Raw genomic sequence first — 23,393 nt, 5'->3', positions numbered from 1 at the left:
ATATCATTATGAGCTTAACTTTAGATGAAATACAAAATTTCAAAGGAAAATATCCCAGACAAATCTGGAGTCTGTTTTTCTCTGAAATGTGGGAACGTTTCTGTTTCTACGGAATGCGTGGAATGCTGGTTTTCTTTATGATTTCTCAGCTTAATTTCCATGAAAAAGAAGCCAATCTTCAATATGGCGCTACTCAGGCATTCGTATATGCCTTTACTTTTGTAGGAGGTCTTTTTGCCGATAAAATTTTAGGATTCCGAAAATCCCTTTTCTGGGGCGGACTTCTGATGATCGTAGGAAGTTTAATTCTTGCTACCGATCCGCACAAATTCTTTTTCTTAGGAATAGCATTCACTGTAGTAGGAACAGGTTTCTTTAAACCTAATATTTCTTCTATGGTAGGACAGCTTTATAAACCTAATGACTCAAGAGCGGATGCAGGCTTTTCACTTTTTTATGCGGGAATTAATCTTGGGGCATTATTAGGAGGTTATTTATGTATTGCTATTGGTAAAGGAGAATTTTTAAGCAACATTATTGCAGAAGAAATGAGATGGCATATTGCTTTCGGATTGGCTTCAATAGTAATGGTGATAAGCTTAATTAACTTTGTATTTACGCAAAGAACATTAGGAACTATCGGTTTACAGCCTGGACATCCTTTAGCAGAAGAAAAAACAGCTCCAATACCAAAATGGAAAGAATATGGAGTCTATGCCTTGTCACTGGTTTTTGTACCTATCATTATGACTATGGTTGCTAAAACTGAATATACAGATTATTTTATGTGGACCATCGGGCCATTAACCTTAATCTATTTATTCTATGAAATGTCTAAAGTAACCGCTTCTGAGCGCAAAAAACTTTGGGCTGCTTTAGTATTCATTATATTTTCAATCATATTCTGGGGAATTTATGAGCAAAGTGGAGGTTCTTTAAGTATTTTCGCAGCTAAGAACCTGAATAAGGATCTTTTAGGATTAGATCCAAATGGTGTAAATAATTCAGGAGGAGCTTTCTTTATTATCTTCCTTGCTCCACTGATCGGGCTTCTTTGGATCTGGCTGAACAAAAGAAAAATTGAACCCAACACAATCATCAAATTCGGATTAGGATTTATTTTCTTAGGATTAGGATATTATGTTTTGTTTGCAACACGTCTGTTTGCAGACCTTCAGGGAATCACTTCACTGAACTTCTTCACACTGGCACTGCTAATCATTACACTTGGAGAATTATGCCTCTCTCCTATCGGATTATCTATCATGACAAAACTTTCTACCAAGAACCTTCAGGGAATGATGATGGGAATGTGGTTCCTTGCTTCGGCTTACGGACAGTATGTTGCCGGGATTATCGGAGCCAGTCTTGCTACGGCAAAAAAAGGATCTACCAACTATGATGAATTAATCACTTATACTGATGGATATAAACAATTGGGATTGTATGCGGTAATTGCCGGAGTGGTATTAATTTTGATATCTCCGTACGTGAAAAAATTAATGCAGGATGTAAAATAAAAAATAAGTAATTATGCTTATTTTTACCTAAATATCACAATATGAAGAAAATTTTAAGCATAGTTCTCTTACTTTTATTAAATATCAGTTTTGCACAGGTAAAGTGGATGACCATTGAGGAGGCTTTAAAAGCTCAAAAAGAAAATCCAAAAAAAATATTGATTGATTTCTATGCAGACTGGTGTGGTCCATGCAAAATCATGGATAAAAAAACGTACGGCCACCCTGTACTGGCTCAGATTTTAAATGAGAATTATTATCCCGTAAAATTTAATGCGGAAGAAAAAAAGAGTATTGAAATTTTCGGAAGAACATTTTCAAATCCCAATACTGAACATAAAAAAGGAAAAAATTCTCTGCATGAGTTTACCCAATATATGAATGTAGGAGCTGTCCCAAGCACAGTATTTCTGGATGAGCATGGCGATCCCATCACCATTCTGCAGGGAGAATTATCTGCCAAAGAACTGGAACCCTATCTGGAACTGATCTCCAAAGATCTGTTTAAAAAGATCAAGACCAGAGAACAATGGGAGGATTACCAGAAAAAATTCAGATCTAAGATCAAAGATTAATTCAGAACTTTGAAACATAGATTTTCAGTTTCAATGCTAAAAAATCACTATAGAGGCTTCCAATTTTTTGGAAGTCTTTCTTATTTTGCCGAAATTCGAACCTTTATTTTTATGATCCGAAATAAGAATCTTAAAATTCGAAAAACAGCATCCTGAAATCAGACAATGAATCTCGAAACCTCCATAGAATATGTAAAAGGAATAGGTCCGGAAAGAGCCAAACTCATTAAAAGTGTGTTGGGCTTATCTACTGTAGAAGACATGTTGAATTTCTACCCTATCCGTTATCTGGACAAAAGTAAGATCTATACCGTTTCTCAGCTCGGAGAAGAAACCAGCCAGGAAATTCAGCTAAAGGGAAGAATTACTCAGGTACAGGAAATTCAAACGGGTAAAACCAAAAGATTATCTGCAAAATTCAATGATGAAACCGGGAGTATGGATCTGGTTTGGTTTCAATATTCCAAGTGGTTAAAAGAACAGCTTCCAATCAACAGGGAAGTTTATATTTTCGGAAAGATCAATGTTTTCAACCGTCAGTTTTCTATGCCGCATCCGGAAATTGAAGCGGAAGAAAAAAAAGAAGGAGACACTCGTCTTAAACCTATTTATCCGGGTTCTGAAAAACTGACCAAAAGAGGATTAAATCAAAGGTTTTTCCAGAATGCTTTAAGAAATATCTGCAGGGAGATTCCCAATCTTATTGAAGAAAATTTTCCGGAATATCTGATGAAAACATTCAAGTTCATGTCAAGACAGCACGCTTTTCTGAATGTTCACTTTCCAAAAGACCAGGAACATTTTGATAAAGCGGACTACAGATTGAAGTTTGAAGAATCATTCTTCTTTCAGTTAGGATATGGCTTAAAAAAGCTTCATCATAAAACACAGTCTCATGGTAATCCTTTCCCGATAATCGGAGATCATTTTAATGATTTTTATGAAAACCATCTTCCTTTTGAGCTTACCAATGCACAGAAAAGGGTTTTGAAGGAAATAAGAATGGATATGAAAAGGCCTATTCAGATGAACAGGCTTTTGCAGGGAGATGTAGGATCAGGAAAAACGATGGTTGCCCTTCTTACCATGCTTATTGCGATGGACAACGGATTTCAGAGCTGTCTGATGGCTCCTACGGAGATTCTTGCCCAGCAGCATTACCACGGTATCAAAGAGCTGTTGGAAAAAACAGGAATTAATATCCGTCTTCTTACAGGTTCCGCCAAAGCAGCTGAAAGAAGAATTATCCATGAAGAACTGGAAAATGGGACACTTTCTATTTTGGTAGGAACTCATGCTGTTCTTGAAGACAAGGTTAAATTTAAAAATCTGGGATTAGCCATTATTGATGAGCAGCATAGATTCGGAGTTGCCCAAAGGGCCAAACTTTGGGCTAAAAATAAGATTCCGCCTCATATTCTGGTGATGACCGCCACTCCTATTCCAAGAACTCTGGCTATGAGTTTTTATTCTGATCTGGATGTTTCCGTGATTGATGAGATGCCCGTGGGAAGAAAGCCTATTATTACAGCTCACCGCAGGGAAAAAGACAGATTGTATGTATATAATTTCTGTAAAGATGAAATTAGAAAGGGCAGACAAATTTATTTCGTATATCCTTTGATTGAGGAATCTGAAACGTTGGATTATAAAAATCTGATGGAAGGCCTGGAGCATGTTATGGAGTTTTTCTCAGAATATAACGTCACCATGCTTCACGGAAAAATGAAACCGGACGAAAAAGATGCTGCTATGGCTTATTTTGCTTCCGGAAAAGCTGAAATAATGGTTGCAACAACGGTAATTGAAGTAGGAGTAAATGTTCCGAATGCTTCAGTAATGGTAATTGAAAGCTCGGAAAGGTTCGGACTATCACAGCTTCACCAGCTCAGAGGACGTGTGGGAAGAGGTGCTGAACAGAGTTACTGTATTTTGATGACTTCCGATAAATTATCAAAAGAAAGCAGAACGCGTATTAAAACCATGACTGAGACCAACGACGGTTTTAAAATTTCTGAGGTGGATATGCAGCTTCGCGGTCCCGGAGACATACTGGGTACTCAGCAAAGTGGTGTAGTAGATTTTAAAAGGCTGGATCTTATTAATGACTCGGCGATCATCAAAACAACAAAAAATACGGTAGAGAAAATCCTTGAAGCAGATCCTATGCTTTCAAGACCTGACAATATGATCATCAAAAACTATTATATCAGATACTACAGAGGAAAAAATAAGTGGAGTAAAATATCATAAAAAAACCGCAGAAAAAACTTCCTGCGGCCCCCTTATAAAACTGTTCTTTAGAAGAAATTACTTTTGGTGTGTCCAAAAAAAATTTATTTTAATAGCTCAGGCTTAATATTTTGTGATGTGGTGTGAAAATATTTATATAACAATATAATAATGAGCTAAAACCATAACTATTAAAATAAATTATAAAAAAAACAAAATGAATTATTTTTTCCAACTTGCTTATTATAAAAACTAACTGTGTTTCGGTGGAGATGAGGGAATGAAACGAATAAAAATATCTCCAACTACTTATTGAGTTTTCATGATTGTACCGTTTTGTTTAAAGATCTTCTGTGCTTTAAAATTGGAAAATTAGTATAATCCATTTTGTTTAACTAACATCGTGATTTATAAAATTTTGTTCTTAAGAAACAATTACTTCCCATTCATCTGTATCTTCTACTATATAATGAAATTTGTGTCTGAGTTTACTTTTACAAATGTCAGAATATTAATTCAGATGCCTTTTATATTATTTTAATTATTAGTTATAAAATTTTCACTTATTCGTGAATAGTATGCTGTAAATACGATTAAAAATCATTAACATTTAATTAATAAATCCTTTACTCATCACACTTTCAAGATGAGATTATCTTTATTCAATCCTGAAGTATGATACTGCCAGTTGATAGTAATCACTTCCGAAAGCACCTTTTTAAGCTTCTCAAAACACTCCGGTTTTTTCATAAAAATATGAGCTCCTTTTACAAAAATATCTTCTATTTCACTTTCCGGAATCGGCTCAGAAAAAATAGCCGTCACCATATTATTGAATTTTGAGTTTGAACTTATATCTTCCAGACATTCCATGATTTCTTTTCCGGGAATCATATAATTGATAAAAACAAGTTCCGGCACTACCGCATCGTCATTATTCAGATATTCCATAAGATTGTTCCCATTACTAAAACATTGAACTTTTATAGAGATTTTTAACTCTTTCAAAATATTTTTAAAAAAAATCAAAGTATTTTGATCGTTATCTGCTACAATTACGTTCAGAAATTCTTTATTCATACTGCATTTTAGGATTTATTACCTTGCTTTGTGCTCTTCTTCGCCTGCCTATAATTTTTTGAAACTGGGATGGTGTAATTCCTGTTGTATTTTTGAACTGGGTACTCAAATGGGCTACACTGGAGTAGTTCAGCTTATGGGCAATTTCTGTAAGACTTTGTTTGTTTCTTATGATCAAAGCCTTTGCATGCTCAATCTTTTGCAGAATAATAAAATTCTCAATAGAGGTATAAGCAACTTCCGAAAAAAGATTGGAAAGATATCCATAGCTGTGATTCAGCTTTTCAGAAATATAGATGGACGCTTTTACCGGTATAATTTCATCAGAAAAAACGAGCTCCACAATAGCATCTTTTATTTTCTGTACCAGCGCGCTTTTTTGGCTTTCTATGATCTCGATACCATACTCTTCAAGATTTTTCTTAAAAAGATTGTGCTGTTCCTGTGTAAGGGGCTCATAGAATTCCACCTCACCGAAGTTCAGTAACCTGTACTTCAGCCCGTGTTCTTTAAGTTTTTCGTCCAATACCTTTTTACAAAGGGCATTGAAATCAAATTTAACATACATTTTCATCCTAGTATATATAAGCCAATATTATTGAGTAAATATAACAATTTATTTCAATTAAACGTGAAATAGATGCATGTTTTTAATATTTCACTTTATACACGAAAAAACTCCTGTATTTTAGAATACAGGAATTTAAACACTAAGGATGAAAAAAATATACTGATAAAAAGCTTTTTCAGCTCAAAACCAAGCATATGAATGTATTGTATAAGTGATTTGGTTCTGAAGCAAAGATGAATCAAAAAAAGAAATCACTTGTTATAGAATTACAGGATAAAGTTACAAAATTTTAAGTCAATTACTTGTGAATTAGATATTCCATTTGATAATCATCCATTACAAAGCCATTTCCAATATCCAAAACCATCTCATTATAAACTTTAAATTCCTGGGATTCGTAGAATTTTCTTGCGCTATTTTCCTTGTTTACATTGAGAATGATTCTTATGTCATTGCTTTCAGAAAGTTTTTTCTTCAGGAAATCAATAGCTCTTTTTCCGAATCCTTTACCTTTACTTTCCGGAACCAGATAAATGCGGTGCAGTTTTGTAGTATCCGGTTCGTAGCCATGCTCATAACCAATAAAGCCTTCGAAAGAAGCATTATTTTCGTTAAAGATTAAATAATAATGATAATTTGGATTATCGAGGTGTTTTGAAATTTCTTCTTTAGAATACATCTCTCCCAGCATATAATTGATCTGTTCATCTGAAATAATTCCTGCATAAGCATTCTCCCACGATCTTCTTGCCAATTCCTGGATTAAAGGAATATCCTTTTCTTTCGCTTCTATTAATTTCATATTCTAAATTTGTTTTTTATTCTAATTTTCAAATGCAAAGTTGATGAAAATTTTCACCGAATAATCTTTAATCCCATCAGATGTGGAAATAAAAAGGTGAAAGTATATCACCTTTCACCTTAATATGCTTACTATAATGTTAAAATGTACCGGAAAAGCATTATTCATTTCCAATAACCATTCATAATCATTAGTTAAATTTTAGCCATTTCAGCCTTAATTTTTGCATGAAGACCTTCCGAAGCTTTTACCAAAGGAAGTCTAAGATAATTTTTGATGATTCCTTTTTCTGTAAGTATTACTTTAATACCACAAGGATTACCTTCAGCAAAAATCAAACGGGTAATATCTACAAGTTTGTTGTGGATTTCATAAGCTTCTTTTACCTTACCTTCGAAAGCCAGCTGTACCATCGTAGAGAATTCTTTAGGATAGGCCTGCCCGATTACGGAAATTACACCATCTCCACCGGCTAATGTTACCGGCAATGTATATTCATCATCTCCGGAAACTAAAGAAAAGCCTTCAGGCTTCTTTCTGAGGATATCAAAATACTGCAGAATATTCGGTGCCGCCTCTTTAATTAAAAACAAATTCGGGAATTCATTTGCAAGACGAAGCGTAGTATCAGCTTCTACATTTTGCCCTGTTCTTGATGGAACATTATAAATGATAATATTTTTACCTGTGGAAGCTAATGCCTTATAATGCTGATAAAGACCTTCCTGGTTGGGTTTATTATAATAGGGAGATACTGAAAGTACGGCTTCAAATGCAGAAAGATCTGCTTCTTCAATCTGTTTCTTGACATCAAGAGTATCGTTACCGCCAATTCCCAAAACTAAAGGAAGACGTTTATTATTCACCTTAATGATATGCTCAATTACCTGTTTCTTCTCCTCTGCAGAAAGCGTTGCGGCTTCTGCCGTTGTTCCCAATACAACTAAATAATTGGTTCCGTTTTCAATATTGTACTCCACCAGTTTTGTCAAACTGTCGAAGTCAACGGATAAATCTTCATTAAAGGGCGTTACCAATGCAACACCTACTCCTTTTAAAATGCTCATCTGTTAGAATTATTTTTGCCAAATTTAATAATTTACAGTAAGAATTTGTAATAAATAATAATGTTTTATTATACATATAGTTATATTTGCATATACTAAAAGAGATTATGAAAAATAAATTCTTGTTACTGGGAATTGCTCTGGTGTCGCTTACTGCATGCAAAACGGCTTCTGCGCCGCAGCTTGTGAATGTAAAGACCCAGAAAAATATTTCTATTAATAATGAGCTAAAAAATGATGAGGAGTTTGTAAAATTTATCGAACCTTATAAGCAGAAACTGGATAAAGAAATGAACCAGAAGATCTCGCATACCAATGTGGATCTTACCAAACAGGGCGATAACAGCAATCTGGGCAATCTTTTAGCTGACTATACGTTTGAAGGAGGTAATGAATGGATCAAAACTCATCTTAAGCAAAACGTAGACGCTGCATTGATCAATATCGGAGGAATCCGAACCACTATCGGAAAAGGAGATATCTTACTTAAAAATGTATTTGAAGTAATGCCTTTCGAAAATGAAGTGGTCATTGTAAAAATGAAAGGAGCAGATTTACAGGGGCTTTTTGAGTATTATGCAAAAACGCAGGTCAACAATCCTGTTTCTCATTTATATATTGAAACAAAAAACGGACAGGTAATTAAATCCTTAATTAACGGCTACACAGTAGATCCGGAGAAAGATTATTATATTGCCACATCAGACTATCTTGCGCTGGGTGGAGACAATATGAAATTCTTTGCTAAAGGAGAATCTATTGCAACAGGTATTAAAATGAGAGATTTATTTATCGATTATTTTAAAAAATCACCTGAAGTGGTGGTCAATTCGGATGTTCGTTTACATTTTATAGGGAAGTAATAATGGATAGAAAAAGTTTTTTAAAAGCAATAGGAAGCGGATCTTTAGCAATGGCTTTAGCTCCTAATATGATGATGGCGGAGGAATTAAAAATTCTTAATTTAAAATCTGCAAATAAACTGACTATTCTACATACTAATGACCAACATAGCAGAATAGAGCCTTTTGATGCAAGCTATACAAAAAATCCCAATCAGGGAGGTTTTGCAAGAAGGGCAAGCTTAATCCAACAGATCAGGAGTCAGGAAAGCAATGTTCTTCTTCTTGATTCCGGAGATATTTTCCAGGGAACTCCTTATTTTAATTTCTTCGGAGGTGAACTGGAATTCAAATTAATGTCTATGATGAAATATGATGCTTCTACTATGGGAAATCATGATTTCGATAATGGACTTGATGGATTTTTAAAAGTGCTTCCCAATGCGAAGTTTCCTTTTATCTGTTCCAATTATGACTTTAAAAACACCATTCTCGACGGAAAAACATCTCCTTATCAGATCTTCAGCAAGAATGGAATAAAAGTGGGAATTTTCGGGGTGGGAATCCAGCTGGATGGCCTTGTAGGCAAAAAACAATATGGAGAAACCGTTTATACCAACCCGATTGATGTAGCGCAGCATTATTCAAATTTCCTGAAGAAAGATCAGAAATGTGATCTTGTGATTTGTCTTTCACACATCGGCTACGACTACAAAGACGAACCTGATAAAATAAGTGATAAAATTTTAGCCGCCAATACGGAAAATATTGATATTATCTTAGGAGGCCATACTCATACATTCTTACCGGAACCTCAGAACTTTACCAACAGACAGGGCAAAAATGTTCTTGTCAACCAGGTAGGATGGGCAGGCCTTCTTTTAGGCAGGATAGATTTTTATTTTGATACAAACAAAAACGTACAGCATATTTCCTGGAACAATCAGGTAATAGATAGCAGCATAACCGCATAATATGAAAAAACTCTTTATAATTTCTCTTGGTATTTTAGCATCCCTGCAGCTGACAAAAGCTCAGGTTATTTCATCCAAAAAATGGGCAGATCTGTTTTCCTATAATAATGTCTTAGCCATGAAAGAAGACAACGGAAAAATCATTGCAGCCACTCAAAACGGAATATTCTATTATACAATATCAACAGGAGAAATTACGAAGTTATCCAAAGCCAATGGGCTGCATAATATCGGAATTACTGCTTTCGATTATAATCCGCAGACTAAAACAGGACTTATCGGTTATGAAAACGGGTCTATGGACGTCATTACGCCACAGGAAATCAAATATATTGTTGATATTCCTATTGCTACAGGATATAACGGGAACAAAAAGATCAACCATATTTCCATAACAGGAGATCAGGCTGTCATTTCAGTTGGATATGGAGTTTCCATATTTAACCTTCAGAATAAAGAGTTTGGTGATTCTGCATTTTTCCTTTCCGGTGGTGTTTATCAGGCAAGTAATGAAGCCACGATATTCGGAAATAAAGTATATTCTGTAACGGATACTGGATTGAAAAGCCATCAAATGAATACTACGTTTCCGGTATTTTCTACCTGGACAACGGAAGCTCCGGGAGCTTTCAAACATATAGATTCAGAATCAGAACTGGTGTATTCAACGGCTACAGCAGCTTATATTTATAACAACGGTACACCAACACAACTTCCTACTACTTTTGAAAAAATCAGGGATCTGGTGATTACTTCTAATAGTATTGTGGTGACAGATAACCGGGTATATACTTATGGAATCAATGGAGTATCGCAAAATGCAGTAAGCCTTGGTGAAGAATGTAATACTGCATTAACAGCCGGTGGAAAGATTTTAGGCGGAACGGTATTATCGGGGATTAAGGATGAAGGGAACAATACTTTTAAACCTTCCGGCCCTTACTTCAATTTTGCGTATAATATCAATCTTTTTGATAATAACCAACTTTTAGTTTCCTCTGGCGCCAGAGCCAATAACTACAACCATCCGTTTATTCAGCCACAAGAACCGGGATTTTATTATTTCAATGGTACAGAGTGGATTTATCCTTCATTTTTCAATAAAAGTAATCCCAATCGTCCCATTTTCATCAATGTACTGGATGCTATTATAAGTCCTTATAACAGTAATGAAGTGCTCTTTACCAATTATACAATGTTGGATAACGGGGTGTACAAAATGAAATATAATGCGACAAGCAAAGATTTTGAACTGGTAAAATATTATAATCTGGGGGCACAGCCTTACCTCAGACGTCCTGTAGGTTTTGCTGTAGACCCACAAAATAATCTCTTTGTTTCTTTTGGATTCAACGATGGAAACCCTTCTATAGGAATTTACGATAAAGCATCTGATGATTTTCTCATCAAGAAAATAGTTCTTGCCAGTGATGGTATACAAAAGACTTTTTACCATGAAAACATGCTTTGGACACCTCTGCCAAGATCTAATAATTTCTGGGTATATGATTATAAAAATGCTCTTAACCTTTCCGATGATTCAGATTATATCCTGGGAACGGCTAATGGATTTAACAGTTCAGGAGGAATATTATCTGTAGCATTTGATAAGGCTGGTGATGCATGGATCGGTACAGACGGTGGTCTGAGGATCATGTCCAACGCAGCATCAGAAATAAAAAGCGCTCAGCCTAAAGTGGAGCCAATAGTTATAGAGCAGAATGGTTTGGGGGAAGAGCTTTTCAGAGAGTCAGCAATTCTTCAGGTTGCGGTAGATGCAGGTGATTACAAGTGGGTATCTGTTGATGGTGGTGGTGTTTATTATCTGTCTGCCGACGGTCAGAGAACCATAAAACATTTTACAAAAGAAAATTCACCTCTTCCTACGAATAGTGTTACCGATATAAAGATTGATAAGAAAACGGGTAAAGTATATTTTGTAACGTATAATGGTATTGTAACATATCAGGGCGATGTTGCAGATGTAACGTCCAATTTCGGGGATGTTGTAGTGTATCCTAATCCTGTTGTTTATTCTAGCTTCAAAGGAAAAGTAACCATTAAGGGTCTTGCAGAAAAAACCAATATAAGAATTGTAGATGCTGCAGGAAATGTAGTGCACTCAGCCGTAGCACGCGGAGGATATTATGAATGGGATATGAATAATCAGAAAGGAACAAGAGTAGCCTCAGGGATTTATTTTGTCCTGATGACGAATGAAGACGGATCTGATAAAGCTACCGCCAAAATAGGAGTGGTTAATTAATGAATTCTCAAAACGGTTTTTTACTTTCATTTATAAAATATGGAGAAAATGATGCTGTATTGCATTGTTTTACAGAAGAAGAGGGTTTTCAAAGCTATTTTCTGAAGGGAATTTATTCCAAAAAGAATAAAAAGAAAGCCTTGCTTCAACCGCTGAGCCAGCTCAATTTTTCTGTAAATCCATCGCGGGGCAACGGAATCCCGTCTGTTTCAAAGTTTGAACTGGTAAAAAACAATGATATTTATACAGACATCAAGGTCAATACCGTCATTTTCTTCATCTCAGATTTTCTGAGCCATATTCTTAAGCATGAGAATAAAAATATTCCGATCTATTCCGGAATTGATCATCTTATCAGTGAGCTGACGAATAAAAATTATCAGGCACATCTTCTGTTTTTGCTTTCTTTTTTAAAAATTCAGGGTGTAGCTCCATTATTGAGTGAAGGCAGATTTTTAGATCCGGAGACCGGAACTTTTTCTCCGGGAATAAGTCATCAGCTTTTCAATGAAGAAATTTCCTTGTTGTGGAAAGAAGCGCTTTGTGCAGAAGATTTTTATGCCACAAAAATCCATCCTTCTTTAAGAAAAGATTTCCTGGACAGTCTTTTGGTCTATTATCATTACCATATCACGGATTTCAAAACTCCGGCCTCACTGGAAATTATTCAGCAGATATTTGAGTAAAACAGATCATCTTTTTACTTTCCTGTTGTTTTTCCAATATCCTCCGGTATTTCTGTTTCAGATGCTGCCATTTCTTTTTTGGAAAATCTGGGCTGAAGAATCTTAGCAATAAGTCCCGTCCAGCCGGTCTGATGGGAAGCTCCTACTCCACGGCCGTTGTCTCCGTGAAAATATTCGTAGAACAGGATATAATCTTTAAAATCCGGATCGGTCTGAAATCTTTCATACTGCCCATGAACCGGGCGTTTCCCATTTTCATCCTTTAAAAATATCTTGGCGAGTCTCTTGTTTAAGGCATCTGCAATCTGATCGAGGTTTGAATAATTACCGCTTCCCGTAGGATATTCCACTAAAAAATCCGGACTATAATAGAAAAAAAAGCGCTGAAGACTGTCAATAATAAGGAAATTGATAGGGAACCACACCGGACCACGCCAGTTGCTGTTACCTCCAAAAAGACCGCTATCACTTTCTGCAGGGGTATATTTTACACTGTAATCCGTATCATTCAATGTTAATGTGTAGGGATTGTTTTCATATTCTTTGGATAAAGCTCTTACTCCGTAATCACTGAGAAATTCATCCGGATTCAACATTCGGTTTAACAGTCTTTTCAAGCGATGTCCCCGAAGCAGAGACAAAAGGTGTTTGGAATCCTGTCCTTTCACTTCCCATCTTGAAACCAGAGAAGCCAATTCAGGCTTGTTATCCAGTACCCATTTCATTCTTTTCTTGAAATTGGGAAGGTTTTCAATCATTTCATCATCGATGACCTCAACGGCAAACATCGGAATTAATCCAACAATGGTTCTTAACTTGAGATACATATGTGTTCCGTCACTGGAGGCTATAGCATCATAGAAAAATTCATCCTGCTCATCCCAAAGACTGAAATTCTCATCTCCCATATTATCCAGTGAATGGGCAATCGATAGGAAATGTTCAAAGAATTTCATCGCCATTTCTTCATACACTTTATTGTAAAGAGCCAGTTCCAGGGCAATTCTCATCATATTCAGAGCAAACATGGCCATCCAGCTTGTTCCATCCGATTGTTCCAGCTGTTCTCCGTTGGGCAAAACAGAATTCCTGTCAAAAGCACCGATATTATCAAGTCCCAGGAATCCTCCTTCAAAGATATTATTACCGTTAAGGTCTTTCTTATTCACCCACCAGGTAAAATTCATCAATAGCTTCTGGAAAGCACTTTCCAGAAATTCCAGGTCGGGTTTATCTTTTAAATATTCATCAATTTTAAATACTCTGAAAACCGCCCAGGCATGTACAGGAGGATTCACATCACTTAAGTTCCATTCGTAAGCGGGAAGCTGTCCGTTGGGATGCATATACCATTCAAACAGGAAAAGTTTTAACTGATGTTTTGCAAAATCGGGATCTATCAGTGAAAAGCTGATGGTATGAAATGCCAGATCCCATGTTGCATACCATGGATATTCCCATTTGTCCGGCATGGAAACAATGTGTTCATTGTTAAGATGCTTCCAGTCGAAGTTTCTTATTGACTCCCGGGATTTTGGCGGAGGTATTTCTGCAGGATCACCTTTCAGCCATTTTTCTACATTGTAATGATAAAACATTTTATTCCAAAGCATTCCGGCAAAAGCCTGTCTCTGAACCAGTTTTTCATCGTCCGAAGCAATTCCTTTCTGGATTTCTGCATAAAACTCGTCTGCCTCTTTTTGTCTTTGTTCAAAAAGAATATCAAAATCTTTAAAAGGTTCTCTTACCTCTTTATCTGAAAGTCTGAATTCAAATATTTTCGATTCTCCTGCTTTAAAATCTTCATCCATAAAGAAAGAAGCTTTAGTTCCTGTATTTTGAGGATTCACAGTCTGAGAATTTCCAGTTGTCACAAAATTATTGATCCCATCTTTACAGTATTTCGACTCATTGGAAGACTGATAAAGCCTTTCATTATTGGTCTCGTTATTACAGAATAATGTTTTTAAAGATTGTTTTGCATATACGTTTTTAACCTCGATATCCTGATGATTGATTTTAATATGATCTGCATCTTCTGCAGACAATTGTGGTCTATAATCATCATATCCCCAGTTCCAGGTATTCCTGAACCAGACAGTCGGAAGAACTATCAGAGGCGCTTCCTTTTCAGATTTATTGACTATTGTTAATCTTACAAGAATATCGTTCTGACTTTCTTTTGCGTATTCGATAAAGATGTCAAAGTATTCATTGTAATCAAAAATTCCGGTATCAATCAACTCATATTCAGCATCCTCTTTTCCTCTTGCTGCATTTGTTTTTACAAGCTGTTCATAAGGGAAGGCATTTTGAGGATATTTATACAGCATTTTCATATAGGAATGGGTAGGGGTAGAATCCAGATAGTAAAAATATTCTTTCACATCTTCACCATGATTTCCCTGTCCATTGGTGAGTCCAAAAAACCGCTCTTTGACCATTTTATCTTTTTTATTCCAGAATCCTACAGAAAATACAAGCTTCTGGAGATCGTCGCAGATTCCGCATATTCCTTCTTCGCCCCAACGGTATGTTTTGGCTTCTGCGGTGTCATGATTGGTATAATTCCACGCATCTCCGTTTTCACTGTAATCTTCACGAACAAGCCCCCATTCACGGTTACTGACATAGGGACCCCATTTTTTCCATGAAACATCTGAAATTCTCTGTTTTTCCGACATAAGCGATAATTATGAGTAATGAGTAATATTTAATTCCGTTTCAAACTCTAGGAACAACCTGAAAACTTTAAACCTTGAACTCTCCTACCCTCCCGTAGAAAAACTTTCAAATGTAGTCATTCCACCATCCACGAAAATGCTGGTTCCGGTGATATAATCTGCAAGGTCACTGGCAAGGAATGCAGCTAAGTTTCCGATATCCTGTGGCTGGCCGATTCGGTTATAAGGAATAAGAGTAAGGAGAGAATTGAGAGCTTCCGGAGTATCCCAGGCAGTCTTATTAATGGGAGTTTGAATAGCTCCCGGGCAAATGGAATTGACACGTATTTTGTCTGCACCATATTCCTGAGCCAATGTCTGCATCAGCATTCTGACTGCACCTTTACTGGAAGCATAATTAGCATGTCCCGCCCACGGAATAATTTCGTGCACCGAACTGATATGAATAATTTTTCCACAGGCAACAGACCGAGAGGGATCTATTCCCCGTCGCAAAAATTCTTTAATGGCTTCTCTGGCGCATAGAAATTGCCCCGTCAGATTGACCCCGATGACAGCATTCCATTGATCCAAAGTCATTTCAGTGAATTCCGCATCCTTTTGAATGCCTGCATTATTAACCAGAATATCTACAGTCTGGTATTCAGCAATGACATCCTGAAACATTCTGACTACCTGGTCTTCCCTTGAAACATCGCATTGGTAGGTCATTCCCTTTCCTCCGGCGTCCGTTATTTCCTTTAAGACGGCTTTAGCTTCATCCGTAGATCTTTCCGAGGAATGATTGACGATCACTGTTGCTCCTGCTGCAGCCAATGATTTTGCAATTCCTGAACCGATCCCGCTGGAAGCTCCTGTAACTACTGCCACCTGATTTTGAAGTGATATTTCCATGTTTTGTAATTTGATGTTACTCAAAGTTATGGAAAGATATCAGCAGATAAAAAATTATGATTTTAAAATTTTATTAAAGTTTTTTATACATCAGGTATTGAGGCCCGCTTCTTCCGATCCTCGTTTTACCGTCATAAATATATCCTGCCTGAAGATAAATATGGTAAGCAGATTCATTTTTCTGGTTGACAGCCAGCACAATTTCATCGCAGGTCTTGAAATGATTTTGGACAAAAGTACCTACTTCCAGCATCGCAGCTTTCCCGATTCCTTTGCCCTGCATCTGAGGATTTACAGACAGAGAACGCAGTAAAGCTGAGTTTTCATTATCCGTAAGATCAAGTTTATCTTTTCCAAAATCAAGGACAAAAAAACCTACAGGCAGATCATTTTGAAATATCGTCACTGGAAATGCGTCATCATCATCCCGCTCACTGATGCTTTGTAAAGCCTGCTGAGCAGTCGCTGTAAACCTCATCTGATTGTCATCCAAATGATAACTGACTCCGGAAAGATCCTCAGTTTTAAAAAATTCTAAATGTATCATATACTATTAGTGATGGTAGATATCTTCATACATTACCCCTGCACGGATTTCTACAGGAAGTTTATTTTCCTCAGGAACAATGGGGCAATTATAATCATAAGCGTTATAAGCACAGAAAGGATGATAGGACTGGTTGAAATCAAGCACGATAGTATTTCCTTTCGGGATTTTAAGATCCATATATTTCCCTCCTCCATAGGTTTCTTTTTCATTGGTAGCATCACGGAACGGAAGGAAGAGATAGTCTTTATATTTTTCCTGTTTGATCAAATCCAGACTTTGGTAAAGCGTTACAGTATAAGGCTTACCATCCAACGTAAAGGTTGCTTTTCCATATTCCTGATACGACTTTGTTTTTCCTGAAGACGTAGGAAGATCGAAGGGTTTTGTATCTTCTGATTTGACAAATTGTGCTGTCACTCTGTATTTAGTATCAAAAGGAAAGAAGGGATGCCCTTTAAATTTTTTTAAATTATCACCTCTTAACGGAGTCTCTTTTGGGTTAAGGTATTCCGCATTCAGTTCTTTCTGAAATTTCTGGACCTCTTTCTCTTCCTTTGATATCTTTTTTTGAGAAAAGCCCCATAATGGAAGCAGTAGAAAGAGTATGATATATTTTTTCATGAATTTAAAATTATAAGTAAAGCTATTGTTTTTTGAGATTTTTTGACGTTTTACAACACACCAAAACATTTTGCAATTTAATAAATGAAAATATACTTTGCAGAATGTTTAGTATGTTAATGTCCCAAAAGGACTGCAATACAACTCTGGCTATTATCAAAATCAACTAAGTAAAATAATATTAAAACCCTAAATGACTTATGTTTACGAATGTAACCAAAATGATTTAGCAGAGAGTTAAATGGAACATTAAAGCAGGAATTTCCGTTTTGCAGAACAAAAAATAAATGATCCCCGGGGCAGATCCCCGAGGTATTCAATGGAAGAGACTCTATTTTTAGTTTTATGAAAAATCATCAGTTTTTCAAACTTTTCCTCTTTTGACCCCGAGGCAAGCCTCGAGGTATTTTCTTCGAATAAATCTAGAATAGCTATATAATCATTTTTTGAGACTTAGTTCATCGTATTACCTGCCGTTTTTGTTTTGTCATTGTATTCTTATATACCAATGAGCCTGCATTAGGTTTGCAATATTCTGTCCTGGATACTCTGCTCTACCATTATTGTTAATATTCTCTTGACTTGGCCAGGGGTCTCTAACTACAATTGATTGGATGATAGGTCCATAGACAGATGGAATATAACTACATGCTGTTACAACAACTGCATGACCAGAATTTGAACCAGATCTATAACCAATTAACACTGGTCTTTGTGCTGTTAATTCTTGTACTAAATATGATGGCGTTGGTGCTCCCCAATTTAATGTTGCACCTACTGCATAACTTCTCCCTGAATTATCAACACTCCAATTATTCAAATTTGCTGTTATCACTTGAAAGCTGCCTGTCCAATTTGGCAATTGTCCATATGGGTCAACCCCATAACTTCTTGCTACTATTTGCTCTTGGGTTATATTAACTCCATAGTAATTGAAAATCATTTGTAAGGAAGCTGCCCAACACCAATTTGAATTTCGTTGGCTTGATGCAAAATAGTTAAAGTTGCTACTCGGTATTCCAACATAAGCTGGTTGTTGTCCGAATACATTTTGTCCAATGCTTAAACTTAGCATTAGAGTTAAAATTAGATTTACTAGTTTTTTCATGTCAATTTCAATTTAATGTTTGATATTACTTGTTTGGGTCTTACCTTAAAATGGCAGGTAACATCTAAATTTACGCATTGCGTAAATACTAATCATATAAATGTTCGCTAATATATTATCAGAGAAACTCAATTGCCTGAAATTATAAAACTTACTAATTTAAGCAGCTGGATAAACGCATAGTTTATAGATTGCTGAGCAGACTTCTCAAATTTTTCTCTCTGGTATCTTCTATTGCTAATTAAACCCTATCATAGTTTGTAGCGAATCTATTGTTTGTTATAGCACACACAAAAATAGTTTTGATGTTAATGTAGTTTAATATAATCTCTTAGCCAAACATTTAGATTTTCGTCAGAAGAAATACCTAATTTTTTTCTTAAAGAATATCTAATGTTCTCAATTGTTTTTAAACTTCTGAATGTATATGAAGCAATATCTTTACTTGAAATTCCAATATAGATGTAGGCACTAAGAATTAATTCAGCATTCGTAAACTTAGGATTCACTGTAAGCATCTTACTAAGATATTCGGGATATACTTCCTGAAATCTAATCCAAAATTGAGGACTATTTTTTTCAGCTAATTGTACTAATTCGGAGAAAGACTCATTTATTTTTTGCTTCAATTCCTGCGCTTCGTCTTGCTTTTTTAAAATAATCTCTTCTTTTTCTAAAATAATCTTTTTTTTACGATTCTCACTCCTTTTAAATAAACTGTAAGTCACTAAAGAAACTACAGAAAGTATAACAATCCCTATGTATAAAAGCCACTTATAATTTTGTCTGTATTCTTTTTGTTTTTCATTAACTATTGTGTGTATTGGTTCTTCTATAAGTCTACTGTTTTCATTTTCCATGCTATCATTGATAACCGTATACTTTTCTAAAATATCTAAGAGAGATTTTTCATCTTTATTACCTTCTTTGTAAGTTTGATATAATAGTTTATAAAGTTCTTTTTCCTCATTTGGACGATTTAACTTTTTAGCTATACTAATTGCTTCCAGATAAGATTCTTCAGATTTTTGATATTCTTTATTTTTATTATAATATAGCCCCTCTGCATATAGAAATGCTATTCTATCATATGGAGTTACGCTAGAATCTGATTGAATAAAACTATCTGCTATATCCAAAAATTTTTTGGCTTTAGCTAAGTCGTTATTAAAACGAATATAGTTTTTTGCTAATCTCGTTGCGGAAATGACATTTTGTTTTATTTTGAAAGCATTTTCTGCAGCCAAAATTGAAGCCTTTAAATCGCCCAATGCCTCATAACTAACTGCTTTACAACTATATATATAAAAAAGTGTTTTTTCTTTTTTATCCTTATCTGATACTTTTAATGACCATTGCTCTGCTATATTATAATTGTTTATAGCATTTTGTAATAAAGAGAGCATGCTATAATTTTTGCCTATTTCAGCGTAGATTTTAGAATAAAGCTCTGGGCTCTTAACTTCTTTGTTATAAGACAAAGACTGATCTAAATAAACTAGACTTTGTTTATAGTTTCCCAAATTATAATAGAGATTTCCAACCTCGTAACTTGAATAAGCAGCTCCTTTTGCATACTTCTGAGATTTTGAATATTCTATCAGTTTCAGATTTAAATTTATTGCCTCATTATATTTTCCTTGTTTTCTATACTCATATGTAGTATTATATAAAGAATCAATTTGAGCGGGAGAATTTTGGCAAAAAAAAATTTTTGATAAAAATAAAATAAATACGGATAATAAACGATGTATTAATGGGCGGCTTTTATTTATAATTACTATGATTTTTTTTAACTTAATGCACATTATAGGTTATTTTTGTTTTTAGTTATAAATTTACGACATTTCATAACAAAATAATAATTTAGATTGAAAAAACTGGTTTATCAGATCTCTTCATTTTTAACATTATTTATACTATCTCAATAAACTTTTAAATTTTATTATCATAATAATTAAATAAATACAAGTAAAAAGATTGTGATTATAGTCACAATCTTAATAAAAAACATGTAAAAAAAAATTAATATAAAATTGAAAAATATAATTTATTTTTTAAATAAAAAAGAGTTACAAAAGTGGAATTTTTAATCCCACTTTGTACTCAGTCCATCATCATTTGTAAATTTAGAATCCACAGAACCTTTATGTAATAATCAATTGTAACCATTTGAAAGGAATTCATAGCGTAATTGTTAATAATACATTCTTTACTTAGTTTCAACTAAATGGGGTTATAAAAATTCATATCATGCTTAAAAAGCAATCTATCCCTAAATTTTCTTAAAAATTCTTTTCATATCGAATGAAATAATTTTTTTAAGAAAATAAATAATCACTTTATGAATTTACTTTATAGAGTACTTCTTTTTCCAACTAGTTAAAGTATTTCTACTCATCTTAAATTCAATTGCCGTTTGACTGTTAGTAAACTTATTTTCCTTCTGATATGTTAATATTCTACTAATAGTATTTTGATCATAACTTTTAAATTTTTGATTTTCTTTAGCATTAACTTCTGTAGATCCAAATATTATTCTATTGATATTAATAACGTCCAAAACCGTAAGTTCATCTTTATTAAGAAAATTTGAACATTGTTTCTTTTTTGAAGGATATTTTTCGTTTATTATATCTGAATAAATTAACTTATAATTAGGCTTATTCATTTTCATTATTGTATTTACTTAACCACTTATACAGAGTGGTCTTAGGAATTTTATATTGAGTTATGATTTGATTTTTGGTTTTTTTGCCATTATTTAATGATTCAATAATAAAATCTATTAACTCTTTTGTATAAATGTTTTTCCTAAAGCATGGAAGTTTTGTTTTTGATAATTTACTTGAAAGTTCAGAGTGGGCTGTAGCAGGTGAATACAATATGAGATGTTGAGAGTACAATCTAAAGAAATCATACTCTAACAATTTTGACCATTTTAATAGATCTATTACATCAATACTTTCTGAATTATAAATATGATTAAAATTCATCGAGTCACATTTAAAGAAATTGCAAATTCTCTGATTACTTATTTCACATTCATCAACTCTTTGCTTTAAAAGCCTACCCAAATGTATATTTTTAAAATTTTCAATTTCCATGTTTGTTATTTAGCTTTAGGGGTTAAAAGGAAATTTAAAGATCATAATTGGAGTATTATCATTGTATTTTCTTACACAGCTTTTAGGTTATATTTAATTTCTTTTTTTACCTTCAGACAAAATAAAAAAGATAACTCTTTCTCAAAAATTATATATATATATGTGCATTGAGAAAACATCTTAGTTTATCTGAAGTCTAAATCATCTATATTTAAATCATTTTAAAAATTTAAAACTATAAAAATCAATTATTAGAAGGAAGTGCATAAAGAGTATTTTCACTCCAGGCAAAAAATAAGCCATTAAATGTAATCGGATTAGTAGTATCCAAAGAAGCTGTATCAATGGTAGCTGTTGTTAGATAATAGCTTTTAGACACTGCAGAATTATTTTTAATAATTGTCTCACCATTAAGCATATGATAATTAGGTCCAGGATAACAGGCTGCGGAAATTAACCTTCCCGCAAGAATATCAGAAGACGCATTTCCATTAGTACTGTCAGACCAATGGAATCTCACCCAAACTCCTTCACTCAGTATATTAGTACCTGATTGATATACTTTTAAAGCTCTGTTAAATCGTATTAATTGTTGTATATGTATAATCCATGTGGAATTGGGAGGCAGTGTAATAGAAATCCCACTATTAATACCAGACACTAAAGGTCCGTTGTAGCTGAATCCGCTAGAATTTGGGAATAATGGGGTTCGAAATACATTTGGCTGCTCCCAAGAAGCATTTCCGCTGGCATCGGATGTTAGTATCTTACCTGCACCAGGTGTCCCGCTACTTATTTGTAAGGCTCCGGATACGGTAGTAGGAGTTGCTAATGTTAGTCTGCTTGCTCCTGTAATATTGGTAGCCTGAGTTAAAGCTCCACCCAATTGTGTAGTTGTACCGTTCATTGTTAATCCGTTGTTGGCTGTGGTAACTGTAGCAGCAGGCAATGTACCCCAAGTAGCATTACCTGTAGCATCGGATGTTAGTATCTTGCCTGCACCAGGTGTCCCGCTACTTATTTGTAAGGCTCCGGATACGGTAGTAGGAGTTGCTAATGTTAGTCTGCTTGCTCCTGTAATATTGGTAGCCTGAGTTAAAGCTCCACCCAATTGTGTAGTTGTACCGTTCATTGTTAATCCGTTGTTGGCTGTGGTAACTGTAGCAGCAGGCAATGTACCCCAAGTAGCATTACCCGTAGCATCGGATGTTAGTACCTTTCCAGCTCCAGGAGTACCACTTGTTACTTGTAATGGAGCAGAGAATGTTAATTTATTACTGCCTGCAATATTTGTATCTTTATTCAGTGTTCCTCCCAATTGAACATCAGTACCTACCATTGATAGTCCATTACTCGCAGTTGTACTTGATGGTGGTACAGCAAAAGATTTTAAAGGAGTCCAACGGCTAGTAGTTGCATCATAATAATAAAAACCAGACTGTGTTATTAGTTCCGTTTTCGTGGAGGGAGTACCCGTGCCACTTGTAACAAATACTAAAGTTCCATTTTGCGCGATATCATAAGCTGTATTTTTACTTTCAAGCTGAGCGGTTGTCATACGTGGAACTAATACTCCGTCTGATTTTGTCGGGTCATTAGATGCCGTAACATCAAGTGTAGTTCTAGGTGTAGTTGTATTAATTCCTACAAAACCTGTACTTTGTGCATGATAGATAGCAGTAATACTTAAAAAAAGTACTGCTGAAAAAATTGTCTTTTTCATAAAATGTATATTTTTTTTTATATATAGTGTTTTCTAAGGTGCTTTAAAAAATTTAAACAAAGTGTTAAATCAAAATTTTATGCACCTTTAG

20 protein-coding genes are annotated in these 23,393 nt (G+C 34.8%); 7 read left to right on the top strand and 13 right to left on the bottom strand.

What is annotated here, in order from left to right; genetic code table 11:
- Positions 1-8 precede the first annotated feature (8 nt).
- From EK417_RS14390 to recG, 3 genes are all read left to right on the top strand, one after another.
- Positions 9-1,520 carry a peptide MFS transporter gene (locus EK417_RS14390; RefSeq protein ID WP_076596695.1) on the top strand — a complete coding sequence of 504 codons (1,512 nt, stop codon included), beginning with the start codon at positions 9-11 and terminating at the stop codon, positions 1,518-1,520.
- Positions 1,521-1,561: 41 nt separating this feature from the next.
- Positions 1,562-2,095 (top strand): thioredoxin family protein, encoded by a 534-nt coding sequence (locus EK417_RS14385; RefSeq protein ID WP_076596694.1) that lies wholly within the window; start codon positions 1,562-1,564, stop codon positions 2,093-2,095.
- 165 nt (positions 2,096-2,260) lie between these two features.
- Complete coding sequence (recG, locus tag EK417_RS14380) at positions 2,261-4,348, top strand: ATP-dependent DNA helicase RecG (RefSeq protein ID WP_136522532.1); 2,088 nt, start codon at positions 2,261-2,263, stop codon at positions 4,346-4,348.
- A gap of 612 nt (positions 4,349-4,960) precedes the next feature.
- On the opposite strand, the gene EK417_RS14375 is transcribed toward recG, so the two are convergent.
- The 4 genes from EK417_RS14375 to dapA form a co-directional block, all read right to left on the bottom strand.
- Positions 4,961-5,407, bottom strand: a complete 447-nt coding sequence (locus tag EK417_RS14375) for a response regulator (RefSeq protein ID WP_136522531.1) — start codon at positions 5,405-5,407, stop codon at positions 4,961-4,963.
- Entirely contained in the window at positions 5,400-5,981 is a 582-nt protein-coding gene (locus EK417_RS14370) for a helix-turn-helix domain-containing protein (protein ID WP_076596691.1), read from the bottom strand. The genes EK417_RS14375 and EK417_RS14370 overlap by 8 nt, the downstream gene beginning before the upstream one ends.
- A 295-nt stretch (positions 5,982-6,276) precedes the next feature.
- Positions 6,277-6,780 (bottom strand): GNAT family N-acetyltransferase, encoded by a 504-nt coding sequence (locus tag EK417_RS14365; RefSeq protein WP_076596690.1) that lies wholly within the window; start codon positions 6,778-6,780, stop codon positions 6,277-6,279.
- A gap of 194 nt (positions 6,781-6,974) precedes the next feature.
- The gene (gene dapA / locus EK417_RS14360) at positions 6,975-7,847 is read right to left on the bottom strand and encodes a 4-hydroxy-tetrahydrodipicolinate synthase (protein ID WP_110368288.1); all 873 of its coding nucleotides are present in this window, start codon (positions 7,845-7,847) and stop codon (positions 6,975-6,977) included.
- 107 nt (positions 7,848-7,954) lie between these two features.
- On the opposite strand from dapA, the gene EK417_RS14355 reads away from it, so the two are divergent.
- The 4 genes from EK417_RS14355 to recO are packed head-to-tail and all read left to right on the top strand — an operon-like array spanning position 7,955 to position 12,615.
- Positions 7,955-8,710, top strand: a complete 756-nt coding sequence (locus tag EK417_RS14355; protein ID WP_076596688.1) for a 5'-nucleotidase C-terminal domain-containing protein — start codon at positions 7,955-7,957, stop codon at positions 8,708-8,710.
- Between the two features lie 2 nt (positions 8,711-8,712).
- Positions 8,713-9,663: a bifunctional metallophosphatase/5'-nucleotidase gene (locus EK417_RS14350; RefSeq protein ID WP_110368287.1), complete on the top strand. Its 951-nt coding sequence runs from the start codon at positions 8,713-8,715 to the stop codon at positions 9,661-9,663.
- A gap of 1 nt (position 9,664) precedes the next feature.
- Positions 9,665-11,929 (top strand): type IX secretion system anionic LPS delivery protein PorZ, encoded by a 2,265-nt coding sequence (gene porZ / locus EK417_RS14345; RefSeq protein WP_136522530.1) that lies wholly within the window; start codon positions 9,665-9,667, stop codon positions 11,927-11,929.
- On the top strand, positions 11,929-12,615 hold the full coding sequence (recO, locus tag EK417_RS14340; RefSeq protein WP_076596685.1) for a DNA repair protein RecO: 687 nt from the start codon (positions 11,929-11,931) through the stop codon (positions 12,613-12,615). Before porZ ends, recO begins: the two co-directional genes overlap by 1 nt.
- A 14-nt stretch (positions 12,616-12,629) precedes the next feature.
- Here recO and EK417_RS14335 read toward each other — a convergent pair whose 3' ends face one another.
- The 9 genes from EK417_RS14335 to EK417_RS14295 form a co-directional block, all read right to left on the bottom strand.
- Positions 12,630-15,299: an MGH1-like glycoside hydrolase domain-containing protein gene (locus EK417_RS14335; protein ID WP_136522529.1), complete on the bottom strand. Its 2,670-nt coding sequence runs from the start codon at positions 15,297-15,299 to the stop codon at positions 12,630-12,632.
- A gap of 84 nt (positions 15,300-15,383) precedes the next feature.
- Positions 15,384-16,193, bottom strand: coding sequence for a glucose 1-dehydrogenase (locus tag EK417_RS14330; RefSeq protein WP_136522528.1), 810 nt, complete (start codon positions 16,191-16,193; stop codon positions 15,384-15,386).
- 73 nt (positions 16,194-16,266) lie between these two features.
- Positions 16,267-16,740, bottom strand: coding sequence for a GNAT family N-acetyltransferase (locus tag EK417_RS14325; RefSeq protein ID WP_136522527.1), 474 nt, complete (start codon positions 16,738-16,740; stop codon positions 16,267-16,269).
- 6 nt (positions 16,741-16,746) lie between these two features.
- A complete protein-coding gene (locus EK417_RS14320; RefSeq protein WP_136522526.1) occupies positions 16,747-17,364 on the bottom strand; it encodes a DUF1684 domain-containing protein in 618 nt (205 codons plus the stop codon).
- Between the two features lie 487 nt (positions 17,365-17,851).
- A complete protein-coding gene (locus EK417_RS14315) occupies positions 17,852-18,472 on the bottom strand; it encodes a C39 family peptidase (protein WP_110368280.1) in 621 nt (206 codons plus the stop codon).
- A gap of 308 nt (positions 18,473-18,780) precedes the next feature.
- Entirely contained in the window at positions 18,781-20,280 is a 1,500-nt protein-coding gene (locus tag EK417_RS14310; RefSeq protein WP_110368279.1) for a tetratricopeptide repeat protein, read from the bottom strand.
- A gap of 542 nt (positions 20,281-20,822) precedes the next feature.
- Positions 20,823-21,143: a helix-turn-helix domain-containing protein gene (locus tag EK417_RS14305; protein WP_228408064.1), complete on the bottom strand. Its 321-nt coding sequence runs from the start codon at positions 21,141-21,143 to the stop codon at positions 20,823-20,825.
- Positions 21,136-21,579, bottom strand: coding sequence for a helix-turn-helix domain-containing protein (locus tag EK417_RS14300; RefSeq protein ID WP_110368277.1), 444 nt, complete (start codon positions 21,577-21,579; stop codon positions 21,136-21,138). The genes EK417_RS14305 and EK417_RS14300 overlap by 8 nt, the downstream gene beginning before the upstream one ends.
- 244 nt (positions 21,580-21,823) lie before the next feature.
- Positions 21,824-23,302, bottom strand: coding sequence for a phage tail-like protein (locus EK417_RS14295; RefSeq protein WP_136522525.1), 1,479 nt, complete (start codon positions 23,300-23,302; stop codon positions 21,824-21,826).
- Positions 23,303-23,393 lie beyond the last annotated feature (91 nt).

Source organism: Chryseobacterium candidae (assembly GCF_004916905.1).
In the GTDB taxonomy this organism is placed as follows: Bacteria; Bacteroidota; Bacteroidia; order Flavobacteriales; family Weeksellaceae; genus Chryseobacterium; species Chryseobacterium candidae.
This window is presented reverse-complemented; position numbering and strand designations above follow the sequence as displayed.